12 protein-coding genes are annotated in these 15,227 nt (G+C 64.2%); 8 read left to right on the top strand and 4 right to left on the bottom strand.

Annotation, left to right across the window (positions count from 1 at the left end; translation table 11 throughout):
• Positions 1 to 2 precede the first annotated feature (2 nt).
• The gene (gene glmS, locus A3OO_RS0116095; RefSeq protein ID WP_026223058.1) at positions 3 to 1,832 is read left to right on the top strand and encodes a glutamine--fructose-6-phosphate transaminase (isomerizing); all 1,830 of its coding nucleotides are present in this window, start codon (positions 3 to 5) and stop codon (positions 1,830 to 1,832) included.
• A 6-nt stretch (positions 1,833 to 1,838) separates the two neighbouring features.
• Here the strand turns inward: glmS and A3OO_RS0116090 are convergent, their stop codons facing one another.
• Entirely contained in the window at positions 1,839 to 3,338 is a 1,500-nt protein-coding gene (locus A3OO_RS0116090) for a flavin monoamine oxidase family protein (RefSeq protein WP_018408870.1), read from the bottom strand.
• Positions 3,339 to 3,540: 202 nt separating this feature from the next.
• Here A3OO_RS0116090 and A3OO_RS0116085 point away from each other — a divergent pair, with 202 nt between their 5' ends.
• Entirely contained in the window at positions 3,541 to 4,365 is an 825-nt protein-coding gene (locus A3OO_RS0116085) for an ABC transporter permease (RefSeq protein ID WP_018408869.1), read from the top strand.
• Positions 4,355 to 5,116 carry an ABC transporter ATP-binding protein gene (locus A3OO_RS21795; protein WP_018408868.1) on the top strand — a complete coding sequence of 254 codons (762 nt, stop codon included), beginning with the start codon at positions 4,355 to 4,357 and terminating at the stop codon, positions 5,114 to 5,116. Before A3OO_RS0116085 ends, A3OO_RS21795 begins: the two co-directional genes overlap by 11 nt.
• Here A3OO_RS21795 and A3OO_RS0116075 read toward each other — a convergent pair.
• Both A3OO_RS0116075 and A3OO_RS0116065 read right to left on the bottom strand, forming a co-directional pair.
• Positions 5,095 to 6,261, bottom strand: a complete 1,167-nt coding sequence (locus tag A3OO_RS0116075) for an LptF/LptG family permease (RefSeq protein ID WP_018408867.1) — start codon at positions 6,259 to 6,261, stop codon at positions 5,095 to 5,097. The two genes, A3OO_RS21795 and A3OO_RS0116075, sit on opposite strands and share 22 nt — an antisense overlap.
• Before the next feature lie 123 nt (positions 6,262 to 6,384).
• Positions 6,385 to 7,341, bottom strand: a complete 957-nt coding sequence (locus tag A3OO_RS0116065) for a hypothetical protein (protein WP_018408865.1) — start codon at positions 7,339 to 7,341, stop codon at positions 6,385 to 6,387.
• 131 nt (positions 7,342 to 7,472) lie between these two features.
• On the opposite strand from A3OO_RS0116065, the gene A3OO_RS0116060 reads away from it, so the two are divergent.
• The 4 genes from A3OO_RS0116060 (at position 7,473) to hrcA (ending at position 12,328) form a co-directional block, all read left to right on the top strand.
• Positions 7,473 to 8,738: a glycosyltransferase gene (locus A3OO_RS0116060; protein ID WP_018408864.1), complete on the top strand. Its 1,266-nt coding sequence runs from the start codon at positions 7,473 to 7,475 to the stop codon at positions 8,736 to 8,738.
• A gap of 223 nt (positions 8,739 to 8,961) precedes the next feature.
• Positions 8,962 to 10,203, top strand: coding sequence for a glycosyltransferase (locus A3OO_RS0116050; RefSeq protein ID WP_018408862.1), 1,242 nt, complete (start codon positions 8,962 to 8,964; stop codon positions 10,201 to 10,203).
• A 168-nt stretch (positions 10,204 to 10,371) separates the two neighbouring features.
• Complete coding sequence (locus A3OO_RS0116045; protein WP_018408861.1) at positions 10,372 to 11,157, top strand: outer membrane protein; 786 nt, start codon at positions 10,372 to 10,374, stop codon at positions 11,155 to 11,157.
• A gap of 85 nt (positions 11,158 to 11,242) precedes the next feature.
• The gene (gene hrcA, locus A3OO_RS0116040; protein ID WP_018408860.1) at positions 11,243 to 12,328 is read left to right on the top strand and encodes a heat-inducible transcriptional repressor HrcA; all 1,086 of its coding nucleotides are present in this window, start codon (positions 11,243 to 11,245) and stop codon (positions 12,326 to 12,328) included.
• Positions 12,329 to 12,372: 44 nt separating this feature from the next.
• Here hrcA and A3OO_RS0116035 read toward each other — a convergent pair whose 3' ends face one another.
• Positions 12,373 to 14,616, bottom strand: a complete 2,244-nt coding sequence (locus A3OO_RS0116035; RefSeq protein WP_018408859.1) for a primosomal protein N' — start codon at positions 14,614 to 14,616, stop codon at positions 12,373 to 12,375.
• Between the two features lie 102 nt (positions 14,617 to 14,718).
• Between A3OO_RS0116035 and A3OO_RS0116030 the strand changes: the two genes are divergently transcribed.
• On the top strand, positions 14,719 to 15,210 hold the full coding sequence (locus A3OO_RS0116030; RefSeq protein ID WP_040573940.1) for a hypothetical protein: 492 nt from the start codon (positions 14,719 to 14,721) through the stop codon (positions 15,208 to 15,210).
• Positions 15,211 to 15,227: the final 17 nt, after the last annotated feature.

The following is a 15,227-nucleotide window of genomic DNA, read 5'->3' as shown; positions in this document are numbered from 1 at the left end:
TCATGTGCGGCATTGTGGGAATCATCGGAACAGGTCCGGTCGCCGGCAAGATCATCGAATCGCTGAAACGTCTCGAATATCGGGGCTATGATTCGGCCGGGATCGCCACTCTGGAGAACGGTCGGCTCACCCGTGTGCGGGCGAGCGGCAAACTCAAAAACCTCGAAGAGAAGCTCGCAGCCGCGCCTCTCTCCGGCGCCATCGGCATCGGCCACACGCGCTGGGCGACCCATGGCCGCCCCACCGAGAACAACGCCCACCCGCACGCCAACGACCGCGTCGCGGTGGTTCATAATGGCATCATCGAAAACTTCCGCGAGCTGCGCGCCGAGCTGACGGCGAAGGGCCATGTCTTTTCGAGCGAGACCGACTCGGAGGCCGTCGTCCATCTCGTCGCCGACCAGCTGCGCAACGGCGCGTCGCCTGAAGAAGCTGTCGCGGCGGCGCTGAAGCGGCTCAAGGGCGCCTTTGCGCTGGCCTTCCTATTCGAGGGCGAAAACGATCTTCTGATCGGCGCGCGGCGCGGTTCGCCGCTCGCCGTGGGTTGGAGCGACGAAGGCGCCTATCTCGGCTCCGACGCCTTGGCGCTCGCGCCATTCGCGACCTCCATCGCCTATCTGGACGAGGGCGACTGGGTGACGCTGACGCGCGAAAGCGCGCGTTTCCATGACGCCAATGACAATCTCGTAGAGAGGCGCTTCCAGCCGCTGCTGGCCGGTTCCTTCCAGGTCGACAAGGGCAACTATCGCCATTTCATGGCCAAGGAGATCCACGAGCAGCCGGAGGTCGTCGGCCGCACGCTCGCGCATTATCTCGATCTCGCCGAGGGCGTCGTGCGCCTGCCGTTCGAATTTAAATTCGACCCGCAGACGCTCTCGCGCGTGACCATTTCGGCCTGCGGCACGGCCTATTACGCTGGCCTCGTGGCGCGTTATTGGCTGGAGCGCTTCGCCCGTCTTTCGGTCGAAATCGATATCGCGTCGGAATTTCGCTACCGCGAGGCACCGCTGCCCGAGAATGGATTGACGATTCTGGTCTCGCAGTCGGGCGAAACGGCGGATACGCTCGCGGCGCTGCGCTACGCCCGCGAGCAGGGCCAGCACATTCTCTCGATCGTCAACGTCGAGACCTCCACGATCGCCCGCGAGAGCGACACGGTGGCGCAGACATTGGCGGGCCCCGAGATCGGGGTCGCCTCGACCAAGGCCTTCACCTGTCAGCTCGCGGTTTTCGCTTGTCTGGCGCTGGCGTTGGGCCGCGCGCGCGGCGTTCTGAGCAAGGAGCGCGAACGCGAACTGGTCGCCGAGCTCGTCGCCGCGCCGGGGCAGATGGCGCAGGCGCTCGCTCACGAGGCGCAGATCGAACCCGTGGCGCGTGACGTGGCGCGGGCTTCGAGCGTGCTCTATCTCGGGCGTGGAACCGCTTTTCCTTTGGCGCTCGAAGGCGCGCTGAAGCTCAAGGAGCTTTCCTATATCCACGCGGAGGGCTATGCCGCCGGCGAACTGAAGCACGGGCCGATCGCGCTGATCGACTACGCCATGCCGGTGATCGTGTTGGCGCCCCCCGATGCGAGCCTCGAGAAGACCGTGTCGAACCTGCAGGAGGTCGCCGCGCGCGGCGGTCACTTAATCTTGATTGGCTCGCCGCACGCTCGGGACGCCGCGGCCGCCGAGCTCGCCGGTTTCATCGAAATGCCCGAAAGCGTCGCGGGCCCGTTTGCGGTCATCGTCTACGCCGTTCCGGCGCAGCTCCTCGCCTATCACGTCGCGACTTTCATGGGCAAAGACGTGGATCAGCCGCGCAATCTCGCCAAGAGCGTGACGGTGGAATAGGGCGCCTCAGCCCTTTTTGATGACTTCGACGGCGCTCAGGGCCTCGACGATGGCGCTCTCGACCGCCGGCATGCCCTGTCCATCCGAATGGGCGAGCAGCACATTGCCGAAGCGCTTTGGCAAGGCGCGCATCGTGGCGACGATCCCCGGCGCGGCGATGAGGTGATGGTGGCCCCAGCGCGTCAGCCGCACCTCCGCGAGCCGCGCCCCGCCGAACGCCTCAGGCATGAAACGCCGCAATTCTTCGACGATCGGCGCGGCGAAGGCGGCGCGGTCGCCGGTGAGGAGGCGCGCCCGCCCCGCGCCAGGGTCACGGAACGGCGCGTAGACGGTCAGGACGCTGTGATCCTTGGGCCGCTCGGCGGCGGGCAGGATTGCCGTCGCGCTGATCGCGTCACTGAAGCTCTGGGCGCCCAGGGCCCAGCTGTCGTAGGGCAGCTCCTGCGGCGTCCCCTCGAAACAGCAATTGGCGACGAGGTAGCTACCCTGCCGCAACCGGGTCATTTGCGCCGTCGCGGCGGGATCGACCCCGCGCAGAATACGGCCGGCGAAAAAATAAGGCGCGGCGACGACCGCCCAGCGCGCCTCAAGACAGCGGGGCTCCCCAGGGTGTTGCGCGTCGAACCAGCCCACGCGGGCGTAGCCGCCTTCCGCCGGCTCGATTGCGTAAACCGCGGCGCCGGTGACGATGCGTCCTTCGCCGGCGCGCGACAGGCGCGCGGCCATAGCGCGGGCGATCGCGCCGTTGCCTCCGGGGAAGGCGTAGATCGGCGCGTTGATCTCCGAAAGAAAATTGACGCCCGCATAGGCGGAGATTTCGGCCGTAGGCGCGCCGAGCGCTGAGAGGCAGTAGGCGTCGAGCAGGCCGAAGAGTTCGGCGTCGATATGTTCGCGCCGGAGGAAGTCGAGGAGCGACAGCCTGTCGAGGGCAAGCGCCGGCGCCGACGCCTCGGCGATTGGGATCTTGGGAAAGTCCGGACTCTCGCCGAGGCGGCGCAGAAGTCCCTTTAGACGGTCATAGGCGCCGCGCCATTCCCCGTCCCTTGGATCCTCCGCGCCGGCCGCCCCCGACAGCGCTCTGTCGACCGGTTCGCTGACGGGGTGCGGCGCGAGGCCCAACGTCTCGTAGAGCGCCCTGAAAGGATCAGATAAGTCAACGATATAGGCTGATCCGAGCGCATAGTCGACATTGCGCCAGCGGCCCGATTTGGCGACGCCGCCGGGCTCCGACTCGCGCTCCAGGACCAGCACGTTGCGATCCCGTAGCAGCGCCGCGACGGCGAGGCCGGCGATTCCGCCGCCGATGACGACGACGTCGACGCGCTGCTCGGGGGCCGAAAGCGGCGCGCGCCAAAGCCCGTCGCGGATCGCGTGCATCGGCGCGAAACTGTCGCCCGTCCATTCGCCCAGCTGATAGGGCGGCGCTTGCGCCGCTTCGGCGCTCGGCAGGACCAACTGCGTCGCCAGCGCGCCCAGACCTGCGATGGTCGCACGACGCGTCACCATGGCCGCTTCCAAAGACGATAAGCTCGATAATGCATGCTGTTCCAGTGAGGGTGAGCGTCGCCATTGACAGGGGGCGGGCTGAACTGGTCTATGCGGGCGACGCCGCGCCCGGCGCGAGAAGGCTCGATCGGCGCATGATCCTGTCCCAGTGACGACTCGCGCTTTTCGAAATCATGGTCTGAACCTAAGGACGCGCCGACACTTGCTCGCCTCGATCCCTCCCGTCTATGTCGCGCCCTTCGAACGGGCTTGGCGCAACCGGGAGCTTATCCGCGCCGTTGTGCGGCGCGAGTTCATTTCCCGATTTCGAGGCTCGGCGCTCGGACCGCTCTGGGCGGTGCTCTCGCCGCTCTTCATGCTGCTCACATACACGGCGCTGTTCTCGATCACGGTTCCGCAGCTTTCCGCCGGCGTGAGCGTCACCGATTACGCAAGCTCGATTTTCATTGGGCTTATTGTCTTCAATCTGTTTAGCGAACTCGCTTATCGGGCGCCAATGCTTCTGCACGAGCATGTCAACTTCGTGAAGAAGTCGATTTTCCCCAGCGAGACCATCGCCTGGACGGCGACGATCCGGGCGTTCACATACGGCGGCGTGGGCTTCGCCGTTTATATCGTCTTCAGGTTGCTGACAGCCGGAACTATTCCCTTAACGATCGTGCTGACGCCGTTCCTGATCGCGCCCTTTTTCCTCTTCATCATCGGCGTAGTGTGGTTTTTGATGGCGCTCGGGGCGTTCACGCGCGACGTCGCCCATATCATGGCCTCGATCGTGCCGGTGCTCATGTTCGCGACGCCGATCTTCTATCGCCTGGACCAGATCGCCGCGATGTCGAAATCGGCCGCCTTCTGGCTGCGTTTCAACATCGTCGGGGATTACATCGAGATGCTGCGCTCCCTTGCTCTTGATGGAACAATTCCAAACGTCTTCGGCTATCTCGCGCTTGTCGCGGTCTCCTACGCCGTGTTCCTTGGCGGCTATCAGTTCTTCATGCGCTACAAATCGGTCATCGTCGATGTCATCTGAGCCCTCTATCCGCTGCGCGGGCGTCGGCAAGGCTTTCCAGCTCTATGCGCATCAGAACGACCAGCTCAAGCAGATCCTGTTTGGCCTATGGAAGAAATTCTATAAGGACAAATGGGTCCTGCATGACGTCAATTTCACGGTCGAGAGAGGCGAGCGCGTCGGCATCGTGGGACGCAATGGCGCCGGCAAGACAACGCTTCTGCAGATTCTGTGCGGCATCACTCAGCCGACAAAAGGCGATTTCAGGGTCAGCGGCCGTATCGCGCCGATCTTGGCGCTCGGTTCGGGCTTCGACGGGCTGCTGACGGGGCGCGAAAACGCCCGCATCGGCGCGGCGATCCTGGGACTGTCGCGCAAGGAGGTCGACGCCTGCATCGACGACATCGCCGCCTTCGCCGACATCGGGTCGTTTTTCGAGCAACCGATGCGCACCTATTCCATGGGCATGATCGCGCGCGTGGCTTTCGCGATCTGCGCCCACGCCAAAGCCGACGTGCTCATCGTCGATGAAGCGCTATCGGTCGGCGACGAAATCTTTCAGCGTAAGTGCGAGAAATACATCGCCGAATTTGCCAAAACCGGCACCATTTTGATGGTGTCGCACGATCTCAACTTTCTCGCCTCTCTGTGCAATCGCGTGCTCTGGCTCGAGGGCGGCGTCGTGCGCGAGATGGGCGATCCAGAGAAGGTGGTCGCGGAATACCGTAAGGCGATGCGCGCCGAAGAGGGTCAGGCGAGCGGCGTCGCGTAGACGTCCCGCGCGGATGAAGCGCGTGCGTCGAACAGGCGCTTGGGCTTGGGGCTGCGGTTAAGCCGGGCAAGGAGCCAAAGGGAAACGCCGACTTCGGCGAGCGCGAGCGCGGCAAGCAGCAAGACGAACAACCCACTGATGCGCAGAAGCGACTCAAGCGCGACGAGAAAGCCGATGTGCACGGCTGGAACCGCAATCGTGGCGAGGCCGCCCGCCGCTCCGCGCCGGCCAGTGATATTTCCGAATGTCAGGACGAGGGCCATAGCAAGGAGCGTATGGGCGATCGCGAGCGCCGGCACGCCGAAACGCTTCGCCGCCTCCGCCGTCCACTCTCCAAGCTGGCGCGGATCGCCCCGCGCGGCAGCGTAATTGGCGAGAAAGGCCCCGGCCGACAATTCATAGACGCCGCGCCAGCCCCGGTCGGGCAGCGATGCGCTGCCCTGCATCGGCAACGCCATGGCGTATTCATCGAAATTGGCGATGCGCACGTCGCCTGTCGTCAATGAGCGCGTCTGGATGCTACCATTGGAGAGCGCGACGATGACCCCGGATTCATTGCGCCGAAATTCGGCGCGCGCCGCCGTCACCGTCTCTTCCTGCAGCTTTTCGATCGAAAGCTGACGCACGAACAGATTGACCGCAAGGTCTGGCGTCTCCCAACGCTCGATGTAGAGCGTCTTCACGCCATTGTCGAAGGTGTAGAAACGCGCCGCGTCGAGCATGCGATGGTTGAGCGAATTGCGCACGACATTGAGCACGTCCTGCATGCCGCTCGAATAGTAGGGCGCCGCGAAATTGGCGAGCAGATAGCCGAGGACCACGACGCCGGCCGCCAAGACCAACGCCGGGCGGCAGATGGCCCAGACGGAAAGGCGCAGCGCGTAGAGAACGGCGATCATGCCTTCGCTCGCCATGCGGCCGAACTCGAGCGCGGTGGCGACGCCCACCGCCATCGGCAAAGTCACATAAGCCACCGTCGGCGTCACCCCGATCAAAGCGGGAATGACAAGGCCGCCGCGCACCGCAGCGGGCGGCAGTTGGTAAAGCAGATATGACAAGACGACGGGAATGGAGAGCGCGAACTGCACGATGAGCACGCCGAACCCGATGCGCTTGAACAGATAGCGGAACAACAGGCGCGGCATGGCGGGGCTCCGCTATCGCTCGGCGTCGCGCCGAGCGTCAAAAAAAAATCCGCATCGCGACGCCTAAGCGGCGGAGCGGCGCGCTGGCGCAAAGGCGCGCACGATGCGAAACGCCGCCGCGCGTCATTGCTTGAACCTCGCCCAGGCGGCTTGCGAATAGTGCGTCCACGCCTCATCGAACACGCCATTCTTCGGCAGCGCTGTCGCGCCGGCCCAATGCGCGAAATAGATCTCCTTGCCTTCGTAGTCGACGGGCTTGCCGTTCTTAAATTCGACGCCTGGCGCTTTGTAGAAGCTTTCGTGGGAGGCGCCCGCGATGACGTTCGGCAAAAGCTCGATTTTCAGGCCGCGGCGGTGCGTGACGAAATTGACGAGCGGCTGGGCGAAGAGCTGACCGCGCTTGCGCACGTCATGGAAAATTACGGCGTCGTCGCGGATTGTATCCATGAAATCGGACAGCTTCAGATATTGGTTCGAGGTGACCCAGAAGCCGTCATTGAAAAGGAGCGCGTCCTTCAAAAACGGATAGTGCTCGCGCCTGTCGTTGTAGACATATTCGAAGCTCGGAGAGGCGACGATGAACTCCGTCTTGCCTTTGTCCAAACGGCCGAACAGCGGTGTGAAGTCGCGAAACAGAATGACGTCCACGTCGACATAGACGACTTCATCGAGCGGCAGCGCGAGCGCTTGCAGCTTTCGCAGCCGACGGCGGTTGGTGTTGAAGATGCCGGGATAAAGTTCGTGCGAGAGCTTGTCGATCTCCGTCGGCTCTTCGTCGACGTAATGCGCCCCGTAAATCTCCGCCGCGCGGCGCGTCATGACGACATTGTCGTCGTAGGGAATGAGATAAAGCGGCAGGCCGGAATTGGTGTCTCGGTAGCTCTCGAGAAAAGGGAGCAGCCAATCGATGATCTTGTCATTGCCGACGATGGCGACGCCGTAGCGCTTGGCAGGGGCGGGGGTGGGCGCGGGGCTGCCGGCCGCGGCGCCCTCGGGCGATAAGACTGGATTTGGAACGCGAAGCCTCATATACGGGATGTATTTGAAAATGGCGGGCAAAAGCAAGGGGCGGCTCGGCATTGAGGGAAGATGTGGGTCGGGACGCGTCAGTATGAAACAGCAGCGAGTCGGCGCGCCTGAGATGCCGAGCGTGCGATTTTCCTAAGCTATTTGTGAATGATCGACCATGTTGCAGCACGATGTCTGATACGATGAGCCATATTTCGTCATCCGCGGCGCGCGGGGCGCAGACCGCAGGCCCGCAGGCGCGGCCTTTTGCCGGCAAAACCGTGGCCGTTGTTCATGCCGCCTGGCACAGTTGCGGCAGTTATCAGGTGAACGTCAGTCAGATCGCCGCCTATAAGGCGCTGGGCGCGCGCGTCGTGTCTGTCGCGATGATGGATGATCTCACGCGCCGCCCGCCGCACGGCGGGCGCTGGCCAGCCTATGTTGAATCATCGCGCGACATCGGCGCCGACCGCCGTTTTTATTCGGGCGCGCCGTTCTCCGCCTTGGCGTCCCGACTGCTCGTCGATGGCTGGTGGCGACTGATCCACGGCGATCAGGCGTCATGGCTCATCGAGCTCGCAAAACGCGCGCCCATGCCCGAAGGATTCGAGAGCGAGTCGATCGACTTCATTCACGCCAATCATTACTTCACGCTGCCCTTCGCGGAAAGGCTGATGCGCGGCCGTAAAGTTCCGGTCGTTCTGGAGACGCAGGACATTCAGGCGCGCCAATATGTGTTGCGTAACAAGGGCGGATTCTTCATTCCGCCTTATGCGACCTACGACGGCATGCTCGAGGTCGAACTCGCGTGGATGCGCCGCGCCGATCTTTGCGCGCATCTCAATGAGGAGGAGCATCGCGATTTTCAAAAGCTCCTTCCGGAGTTGCGACATGCGCTCATTTACCCGGCGGTGGCGTCGGCGCCCTTGGCGCGGGGCCGCGACATCATCATCGTGGCGAGCGACAATTACGCCAATTACATGAGCCTCCGCTGGTTGCTGCAGGAGGTCATGCCCTTTGCGGGCGGCGCCCGCGTCGCGATCTACGGCAATATCGACGGCGGCGTGAAAAGACGGGACGCAGCGCTCTATGAGTCGCATCGCGCCCTGTTCAAGGGCCGCGTCGACGATATCGGCGCGGTCTACGCCAACGCCGGCTGCGTGCTGCTCCCGACCGTTGAAGGCCACGGCCTGTCGATCAAGGCGGTCGAGGCGCTATCCTGCGGCGCGCCGCTCGTCGCGACCCCGCTGGCGTTTCGCGGCATGCAGGTCGATCCCGCCAGATTGCGAAATGTCGCTCTCGCCGAAAATGCCAGGCAATTTGCGGCCCTATGGGGCGAAGGCCAGGCGCGCGCCGTAAGCGGAGAACCCGCAGATCCGGAGCGAAGCGACACGCGCCGCCTGTACGAAGATGCGTTCAGCCCAGAGGCTTATGCGCGCGCTCTGGCGATGGCCGCCGCAGCGCTTTAAATCCGGCCCTAACAAGCTACACGGACGGACGCGCCACGAAGCGCCAATTCGCCACTTGCGCGATCGAGCATAGACCGTATTTCTTTGGTCGGCGCCCTGCCGCGCAAAGCCGTCATGTTGCAACAGTTGCGGGCTAAAGCGATTGTCGGGGCGGTCGAACTCTGCTTAGGCTGCAGCTCGCGCCAGCTGGAGGAACGGGTTGAGCGTTGCATCGAGTGATTGCTTGGCCTGCGCCCAGCGTCCGCTTCTTGGCCGCCGCGTCGCGCTGATCCACCCGGCTTGGCACTCCTGCGGCACGTATCGCGTCGTCCTTGGCCAGATCGCCGCCTATCACGCTTTGGGAGCCGAAGTTTTTCCGATCGCGATCAGTTCCGATCCAGGCTTCGTTCCGGGTCGGAACTGGATTTGGAAATCCTTCAACCAGGCGACCCCGGAACTTGATGACGGCGCGCGCTATTACGGCGGCGCGCCGTTCCACGCGATGCTCTCGCCGCAATTTTTACGTGACGTTCTGTGGCCTTATCTCCATGGCGATCAGGCGGTGGTTCGTCTTGGCATGGCGGAGCGCGCGCGGCTATCGCCGGCCATCGAGGGTGCGACTTTCGATCTCGTTCATTGCAACCACTTTTTTCTGATGCCGATCGCGCGCCGTCTTGCGGCCGGCGCGCCGATCCTGCTCGACACGCATGATTTGCAGGCGCGGCAGTTTGCGCTGATCAACGAGACAAAGCTCTGGCTTGCGCCGCGCTCTTCCTACGAATCGATGCTCGCGCAAGAACTTGACGCGATGCGCGGCGCCGATCTGCTGCTGCATCTTAATGCGCAGGAGGCCGAAGACTTTCGCGCTCTAATTCCTGAGAAGGCGCATGCGCTGCTCTATCCCGCAACGCCTGAGGCGCCGACCGGTCCTGGCGGTCCGGACATCATTCTTGTCGCGAGCAACAACGCCGCCAATGTCGAAAGCGTCGTCTGGTTTCTGCGCGAAGTTGCGCCGAAAGCGCCAGGCGTCACAGTGAAGATCGTCGGCAACGTCGACGCCGGGGTGCGTTCAAAAGCGCCGGAGCAATACGCCGCCTATAAGGACTGGTTCTTGGGCCGGGTCGAAGATCCCGGCGTCGTCTACGGGAACGCCCGCCTCGCGCTGCTTCCGACGATCAGCGGCACTGGACTTTCGATCAAGACAGTCGAAGCGCTGTCGAGCGGCCTGCCGCTGATCGCCACCACCCAGGCGATGCGTGGGATGGATGAGGAAGCGTTGCGCCTTCCTGGCGTCGTCATTGTCAGTTCGGCTGAAGAATTCGCCGATGCGCTGAACCGGGCGGCGGTCAGCGCGCCTTTGGACGAAGCGGGGCGGCGCGGCAGCCCGGCGCGCCGCTATTACGAGTCGCGGCTTTCGCTCGCGGCGTACAAGGCGAGCCTCGGCGTTCTCGCGGCCGCGCTGATCAGCGCCGGATCTGGGGAGTAGATTCCAGGAAATCAGCACGTTGTGGGGAGGTGTGTCTCATCGGCAACGGCGCCCGAAAAACGTCGTTACGACCCTTGGCGCTAATTACGTCTTAGGTTTGATGGTGATACTTTACCATTCGAAACTGCCGTTCGTCCCAGGAGGACGAGCTTATTGGAGGCGCCTCGAATGACTTTCAGAACTTTTATTTTCGGCGCCTTTGCGTCAGTCCTGGCGGTCAGCGCCGCTTCGGCGGCTGACCTTCCGAGCTACAAGGCTCCGCCGCCGCCTCCGCTTCCGCCGCCCTTCAGCTGGGAAGGCTTCCACATCGGCGTCAGCGGTTCCTATGCCGGCGGCGTCTCCAGCCAGTATTCGAACCTTTACGCGCTGCAGCCCGGGGCCTTCCTGGTGTTCCCGACGTCGAATTCGATCGGCACCAGCGGATACATGGTCGGCTATCAGAATGGTTATAACTGGGTGTTCGCCAACCGTATCGTGGTCGGCTACGAAAGCGAATACAACTACGCCAACGTTCGAGCGACGAATACGAGCGGCTATTTTACCGGCGTCGGCGCCAGCAGCCGTCTGCAGTGGTTCGGCGCGGAGCGTTTACGCTTCGGTTACGCCTTCGGCCGGATCCTCCCATACATCACCGGCGGCTTGGCGTATGGCAAGGTGAGTCCCTACGGCCAGCAATGGGCGAATGGATCGGTGTTCCCGTCCAGCCGGGCCGTATGGCAGGCGGGTTTCACGGTCGGCGCCGGCGTCGAATACGCCGTTCTCGACAACTGGACCGTCAAGGCGGAGTATCTCTTCACCCGCATGAAGGGTGCATCCGGCGCGAGCATCGGCTTCCCCTTCGCTTACCGCGTCACGACCGGCAACAACCTCGACACCCACATCGCGCGCATCGGCGTGAATTATCAGGTCAAGAGCTTCGGCGCGCTGATCGGCATGCCTGAACTCGGCCTCTAATCGACCGTCCTCCCCGACGTCGACAAAAGCCCGGCTTCGCAGCCGGGCTTTTTTTGTTGGCGCGCCGGTGCGATATTCTAGTCGAATGATCCGCAACGCCCCGCTTGCCCACCCTTCGGCTCTGAGCCTCGCGCAGCTCAGCGAGCGCTCCCGCGAAATCTTCAGGCACATCGTCGACAGCTATCTCGCCTCAGGCGATCCGGTGGGCTCTCGTAATCTTGCCCGGCTCCTGCCGATGACGCTGTCGCCCGCCTCGGTGCGCAATGTCATGCAGGATCTGGAGGAGCTCGGCCTTATCTATGCGCCGCATACCAGCGCCGGACGTCTTCCAACCGAGCTTGGCCTGCGCTTTTTCGTCGATTCCATGCTGCAGATCGGCGACGTTGAGGAGAATGAGCGCGCGCGCATCGCCGCCGAAGTTGAAGCGGCTTCCAAAGATCATGATTTTCCCGGCGTCCTTGCGGAAGCGACGAGTCTGCTGTCGGGACTGACGCGAGTCGCCGGCGTCGTCGTCGCGTCCAAGGGCAATGTGCGGTTGAAGCAGATCGATTTCGTGCGGCTCGAGCCCGAGCGGGCTCTGGTCATTCTCGTCGCGGACGACGGATCGGTCGAAAACCGCGTGATTCCCGTCGCGCGCGATCTTCCGGCGTCCGCGCTCACGGAAGCCGCCAATTATCTGAACGCGCGCGTCTCCGGACGCACGATCGCCGAAGCCCGCGAAAACATTGAAGGCTCGCGCCGGGCCGCGCAAATGGAGCTCGACGAACTCGCCGCGCGGATCGTCGAAGCTGGGCTGGCGACCTGGGCGGGCGCGATGGGCGAATCGCGCCAGCTGATCGTGCGCGGGCAGGCGCATCTTCTTGAGGACTTGACCGCCGCCGTCGACCTCGAACGCGTTCGGCTCCTGTTTGCCGATCTCGAAACAAAGACCGAGGTCATCGACCTTTTGGAGCGCGCCGAGCAGGGCGAAGGGGTGCGCATCTTCATCGGCTCGGAGAACAAGCTGTTCTCGCTCTCAGGCTCATCGATGATTGCTGCGCCGCTGCGCGACAGCGAACGCCGGATCATCGGCGCGCTCGGCGTCATCGGCCCGACCCGAATCAACTACGCTCGGATTGTTCCGATGGTCGACTATACGGCGAGGGTCGTGGCGCGCGTCATCGGCGGATAAAGCGTCGCGCCGGGTCCGTCCCTAATCGGCGAACAGCGATAGCTTTACGAGAAATTTTGCGGGTCGACGTCGACCTGCACGCGCACGCCGCCGCGCTCCTTCGGTCCGGCAGCGAGCATGTCGCGTAGAAAGGCCTGCATGTCGGCGCTGCGCGGTCCTTTGGCGAGCAAGCGGAATCGGTATCGCCCGCGGATGAGCGCGATGGGCGCTTCGGCGGGACCAAGCAGCGCGATTTCATTCTGCTCTGGCCAGGCGCCGGGCGCAGCGACTCTGTAACGGGGCGATGGCGGCAGTTCATGCGCCGCGCGCGCGAGTGCGCGCGCATGCGCTTCCGCCATGGCGGCGTCCTTGGCGGAAACGATCAGCGCGGCGAGACGGCCGAAGGGCGGCAGTCCCGCGCGCTCGCGTATGGCGATCTCCTGTTCGTAGAATTTTTCCGCGTCTCCCGAGAGAAGCGCCGCGATCACCGGATGCGAGGGGTGAAACGTCTGGATCAAAGCTTGGCCAGGCTTGTCGCCGCGCCCGGCGCGCCCTGTGACCTGATTGAGCAGCTGAAATGTGCGCTCGGCGGCGCGTGGATCGCCGCTGCCCAAGCCCAGATCCGCGTCGATGACGCCGACAAGCGTGAGAAAAGGAAAATTGTGGCCTTTGGCGACGAGTTGCGTGCCGATGACGATATCGAACGCGCCTTTGGCGATCTCCTCCAATTCGCGCCGCAGCCGGTCGGCGCCGCCAGGAAAATCCGATGAGAGAACGAGTATGCGCGCATCTGGAAAGAGCGTCGCCGCTTCTTCGGCGAGCCGCTCGACGCCCGGTCCGCAGGCCGCGAGCGAGTCCTCGGCGCCGCATTCAGGGCAAGCCTGCGGACGACGCTCGATATGGCCGCAATGATGGCACATCAGCGCACGCCGAAAGCGATGCTCGACGAGCCACGCGTCGCAATTTTCGCAGCGGAAGCGATGGCCGCATGTGCGGCAAACCGTTAGCGGCGCATAGCCCCGCCGATTGAGAAAGAGCAGCGCCTGCTCGCCGCGCGCGATCGTTTCGCCGACCGCCAACGCCAGCCGTGGCGCGATCCATCGGCCGCGCGGCGGGCCTTCCTTGCGCATGTCGATCGCTTCCAGCGTCGGCATCAGCCGCGCGCGCGCCCGCGAATCGAGTCGCAGATAACCGTAACGCCCGCGCATCGCGTTGACGCGGGTTTCGATGGAGGGCGTCGCCGAGGCGAGAACGATCGTCGCCTCCTCCATCCGCGCGCGCACGACCGCCATGTCGCGCGCGTGATAGCTCACGCCGTCGTCTTGTTTGTAGGCGCCTTCATGCTCCTCATCGACGACGATCAGCCGCAGATCCGAAAAGGGCAGGAACAGCGCCGAGCGCGCGCCGACGACCACGTGAACGTCGCCCGTCGCGCAGCCGCGCCAGATGCGCGCGCGTTTGCGCGCCCCGACGCCGGAATGCCACTCGGCGGGCCTTTCGCCGAAACGGTCCGCGAAACGCTCAAGAAATTGAGTCGTGAGCGCGATTTCCGGCATCATGACGAGCGCCTGTCCGCCTGCCTCAAGCGCCTGCGCGATCGCCTCGAAATAGACTTCGGTTTTGCCCGAGCCGGTGACGCCTTCCAGCAGAAAGGGCTTGAACGCCCGCGGTGAAAGCGACGCCTTCAGCGCGTCGGCGGCGTCCTGCTGCGCGGGCTCCAGCGCCGGCGCAGCGAACAGAGGGTCGAGCGGCGGCGAAATCAGCTCCGGCGGCGCGGCGATGGCCTCCAGGGCACCTTCGTCGACGAGCGCGTCGATGACGCCCGTCGAGCAGGCGGCGGCCTCGGCAAGCGCTTTCTTGGTGAAGGCGACGCCGCCTTCCGCGGCTTTGAGAACGCGGGCGCGCGTCGGCGTCAGTCGTTCCGGGAAATCGCCCGTCGCGCGATAGAGCATGCGCGGCGCCTCGGGCCCGGCGTCTTCAGCCGCGCGCGTTGCGAGCCGCAGCGCCATGCCGCGCGGCGTCAGCGTGTAGCGCGCCAGCCAGTCTATGAAGCTGCGCAGGTTTTGCGCGAGCGGCGGCCGGTCGAGACGGGCGCTGACCGTTTTGAGATTCCCGCCCGGGCCGGAGTCGCCGTCGATCGACCAGACGACGCCATAAGCCTCCCGGCGTCCAAGCGGCGCCGTGACGCTGTCGCCGGGGGAAAGCCGCATCGCCGCCGGGGCGAGGTAGGAATAGGTCGAATCGACCGCGACGGGCGCCAGGATCTCGACGACTCGCGCTCTTTCTTCCTCGTCTTGCGCCGCGCTCATGCCGACGGCTTAATCCAATTTCCGGTCCTCAGCGAAAAAATTTCTGGAACGAAGCGGCGTGCGACGGGGTTCGAGTATCTCAACGCCTCCACGGAGCCTTCGATGGATAAGTTGTCGCGCATCGGTCTGTCAGCCCTTGTGACGGGAAGCGTCGCAAGCGTCATCTCCACCGCAGCCCTCGCGGCGCTCGCGACGCTCGAAGGCAGGGGCGCGCTCGAGCCCACCAACGCCACCAGCCACTGGCTTTGGGGGCGCAAATCGCGTGGCCGGCGCGACGTCGACGCCGCCCACACCGGCGTGGGCTACGCGACGCATCACGCGTCGGCCGTCTTCTGGGCCTTACCCTTCGAGGCCTGGCTCGCGATGCAGCCGCCGCGCTCAACGTTCGAACTGATCGGCGATGCGGCGATGATGTCGGGAATCGCCGCCACCGTCGATTATGGCGTCGCGCCCAAGCGAATCACGCCCGGCTGGGAGTTCGCCTTATCAGACCGCTCGATGATCGCGGCCTTTGCCGCGTTGGCGGTCGGTCTGGCTTGCGGCGCGGCGGCGTCTCGCGCGCTTCTGGGTGGAGAAGAGCTAGAACTAAGGTAAGGACCCGGCCAACAGCG

It is taken from the genome of Methylocystis rosea SV97 (genome assembly GCF_000372845.1).
Lineage (GTDB): Bacteria > Pseudomonadota > Alphaproteobacteria > Rhizobiales > Beijerinckiaceae > Methylocystis > Methylocystis rosea.
Note: the sequence above shows the minus strand (reverse complement) of the source record. Positions and strands in the feature narration are given on the sequence as shown.

Bases quoted from the DNA above. Each gene is read 5' to 3' on its own strand.
- glmS (WP_026223058.1), top strand. From the start codon at position 3: ATGTGCGGCATTGTGGGAATCATCGGAACAGGTCCGGTCGCCGGCAAG.
- A3OO_RS0116090 (WP_018408870.1), bottom strand. From the start codon at position 3,338: ATGGTGACGCGTCGTGCGACCATCGCAGGTCTGGGCGCGCTGGCGACG.
- A3OO_RS21795 (WP_018408868.1), top strand. From the start codon at position 4,355: ATGTCATCTGAGCCCTCTATCCGCTGCGCGGGCGTCGGCAAGGCTTTC.
- A3OO_RS0116075 (WP_018408867.1), bottom strand. From the start codon at position 6,261: ATGCCGCGCCTGTTGTTCCGCTATCTGTTCAAGCGCATCGGGTTCGGC.
- A3OO_RS0116065 (WP_018408865.1), bottom strand. From the start codon at position 7,341: ATGCCGAGCCGCCCCTTGCTTTTGCCCGCCATTTTCAAATACATCCCG.
- A3OO_RS0116060 (WP_018408864.1), top strand. From the start codon at position 7,473: ATGAGCCATATTTCGTCATCCGCGGCGCGCGGGGCGCAGACCGCAGGC.
- A3OO_RS0116045 (WP_018408861.1), top strand. From the start codon at position 10,372: ATGACTTTCAGAACTTTTATTTTCGGCGCCTTTGCGTCAGTCCTGGCG.
- hrcA (WP_018408860.1), top strand. From the start codon at position 11,243: ATGATCCGCAACGCCCCGCTTGCCCACCCTTCGGCTCTGAGCCTCGCG.
- A3OO_RS0116035 (WP_018408859.1), bottom strand. From the start codon at position 14,616: ATGAGCGCGGCGCAAGACGAGGAAGAAAGAGCGCGAGTCGTCGAGATC.
- A3OO_RS0116030 (WP_040573940.1), top strand. From the start codon at position 14,719: ATGGATAAGTTGTCGCGCATCGGTCTGTCAGCCCTTGTGACGGGAAGC.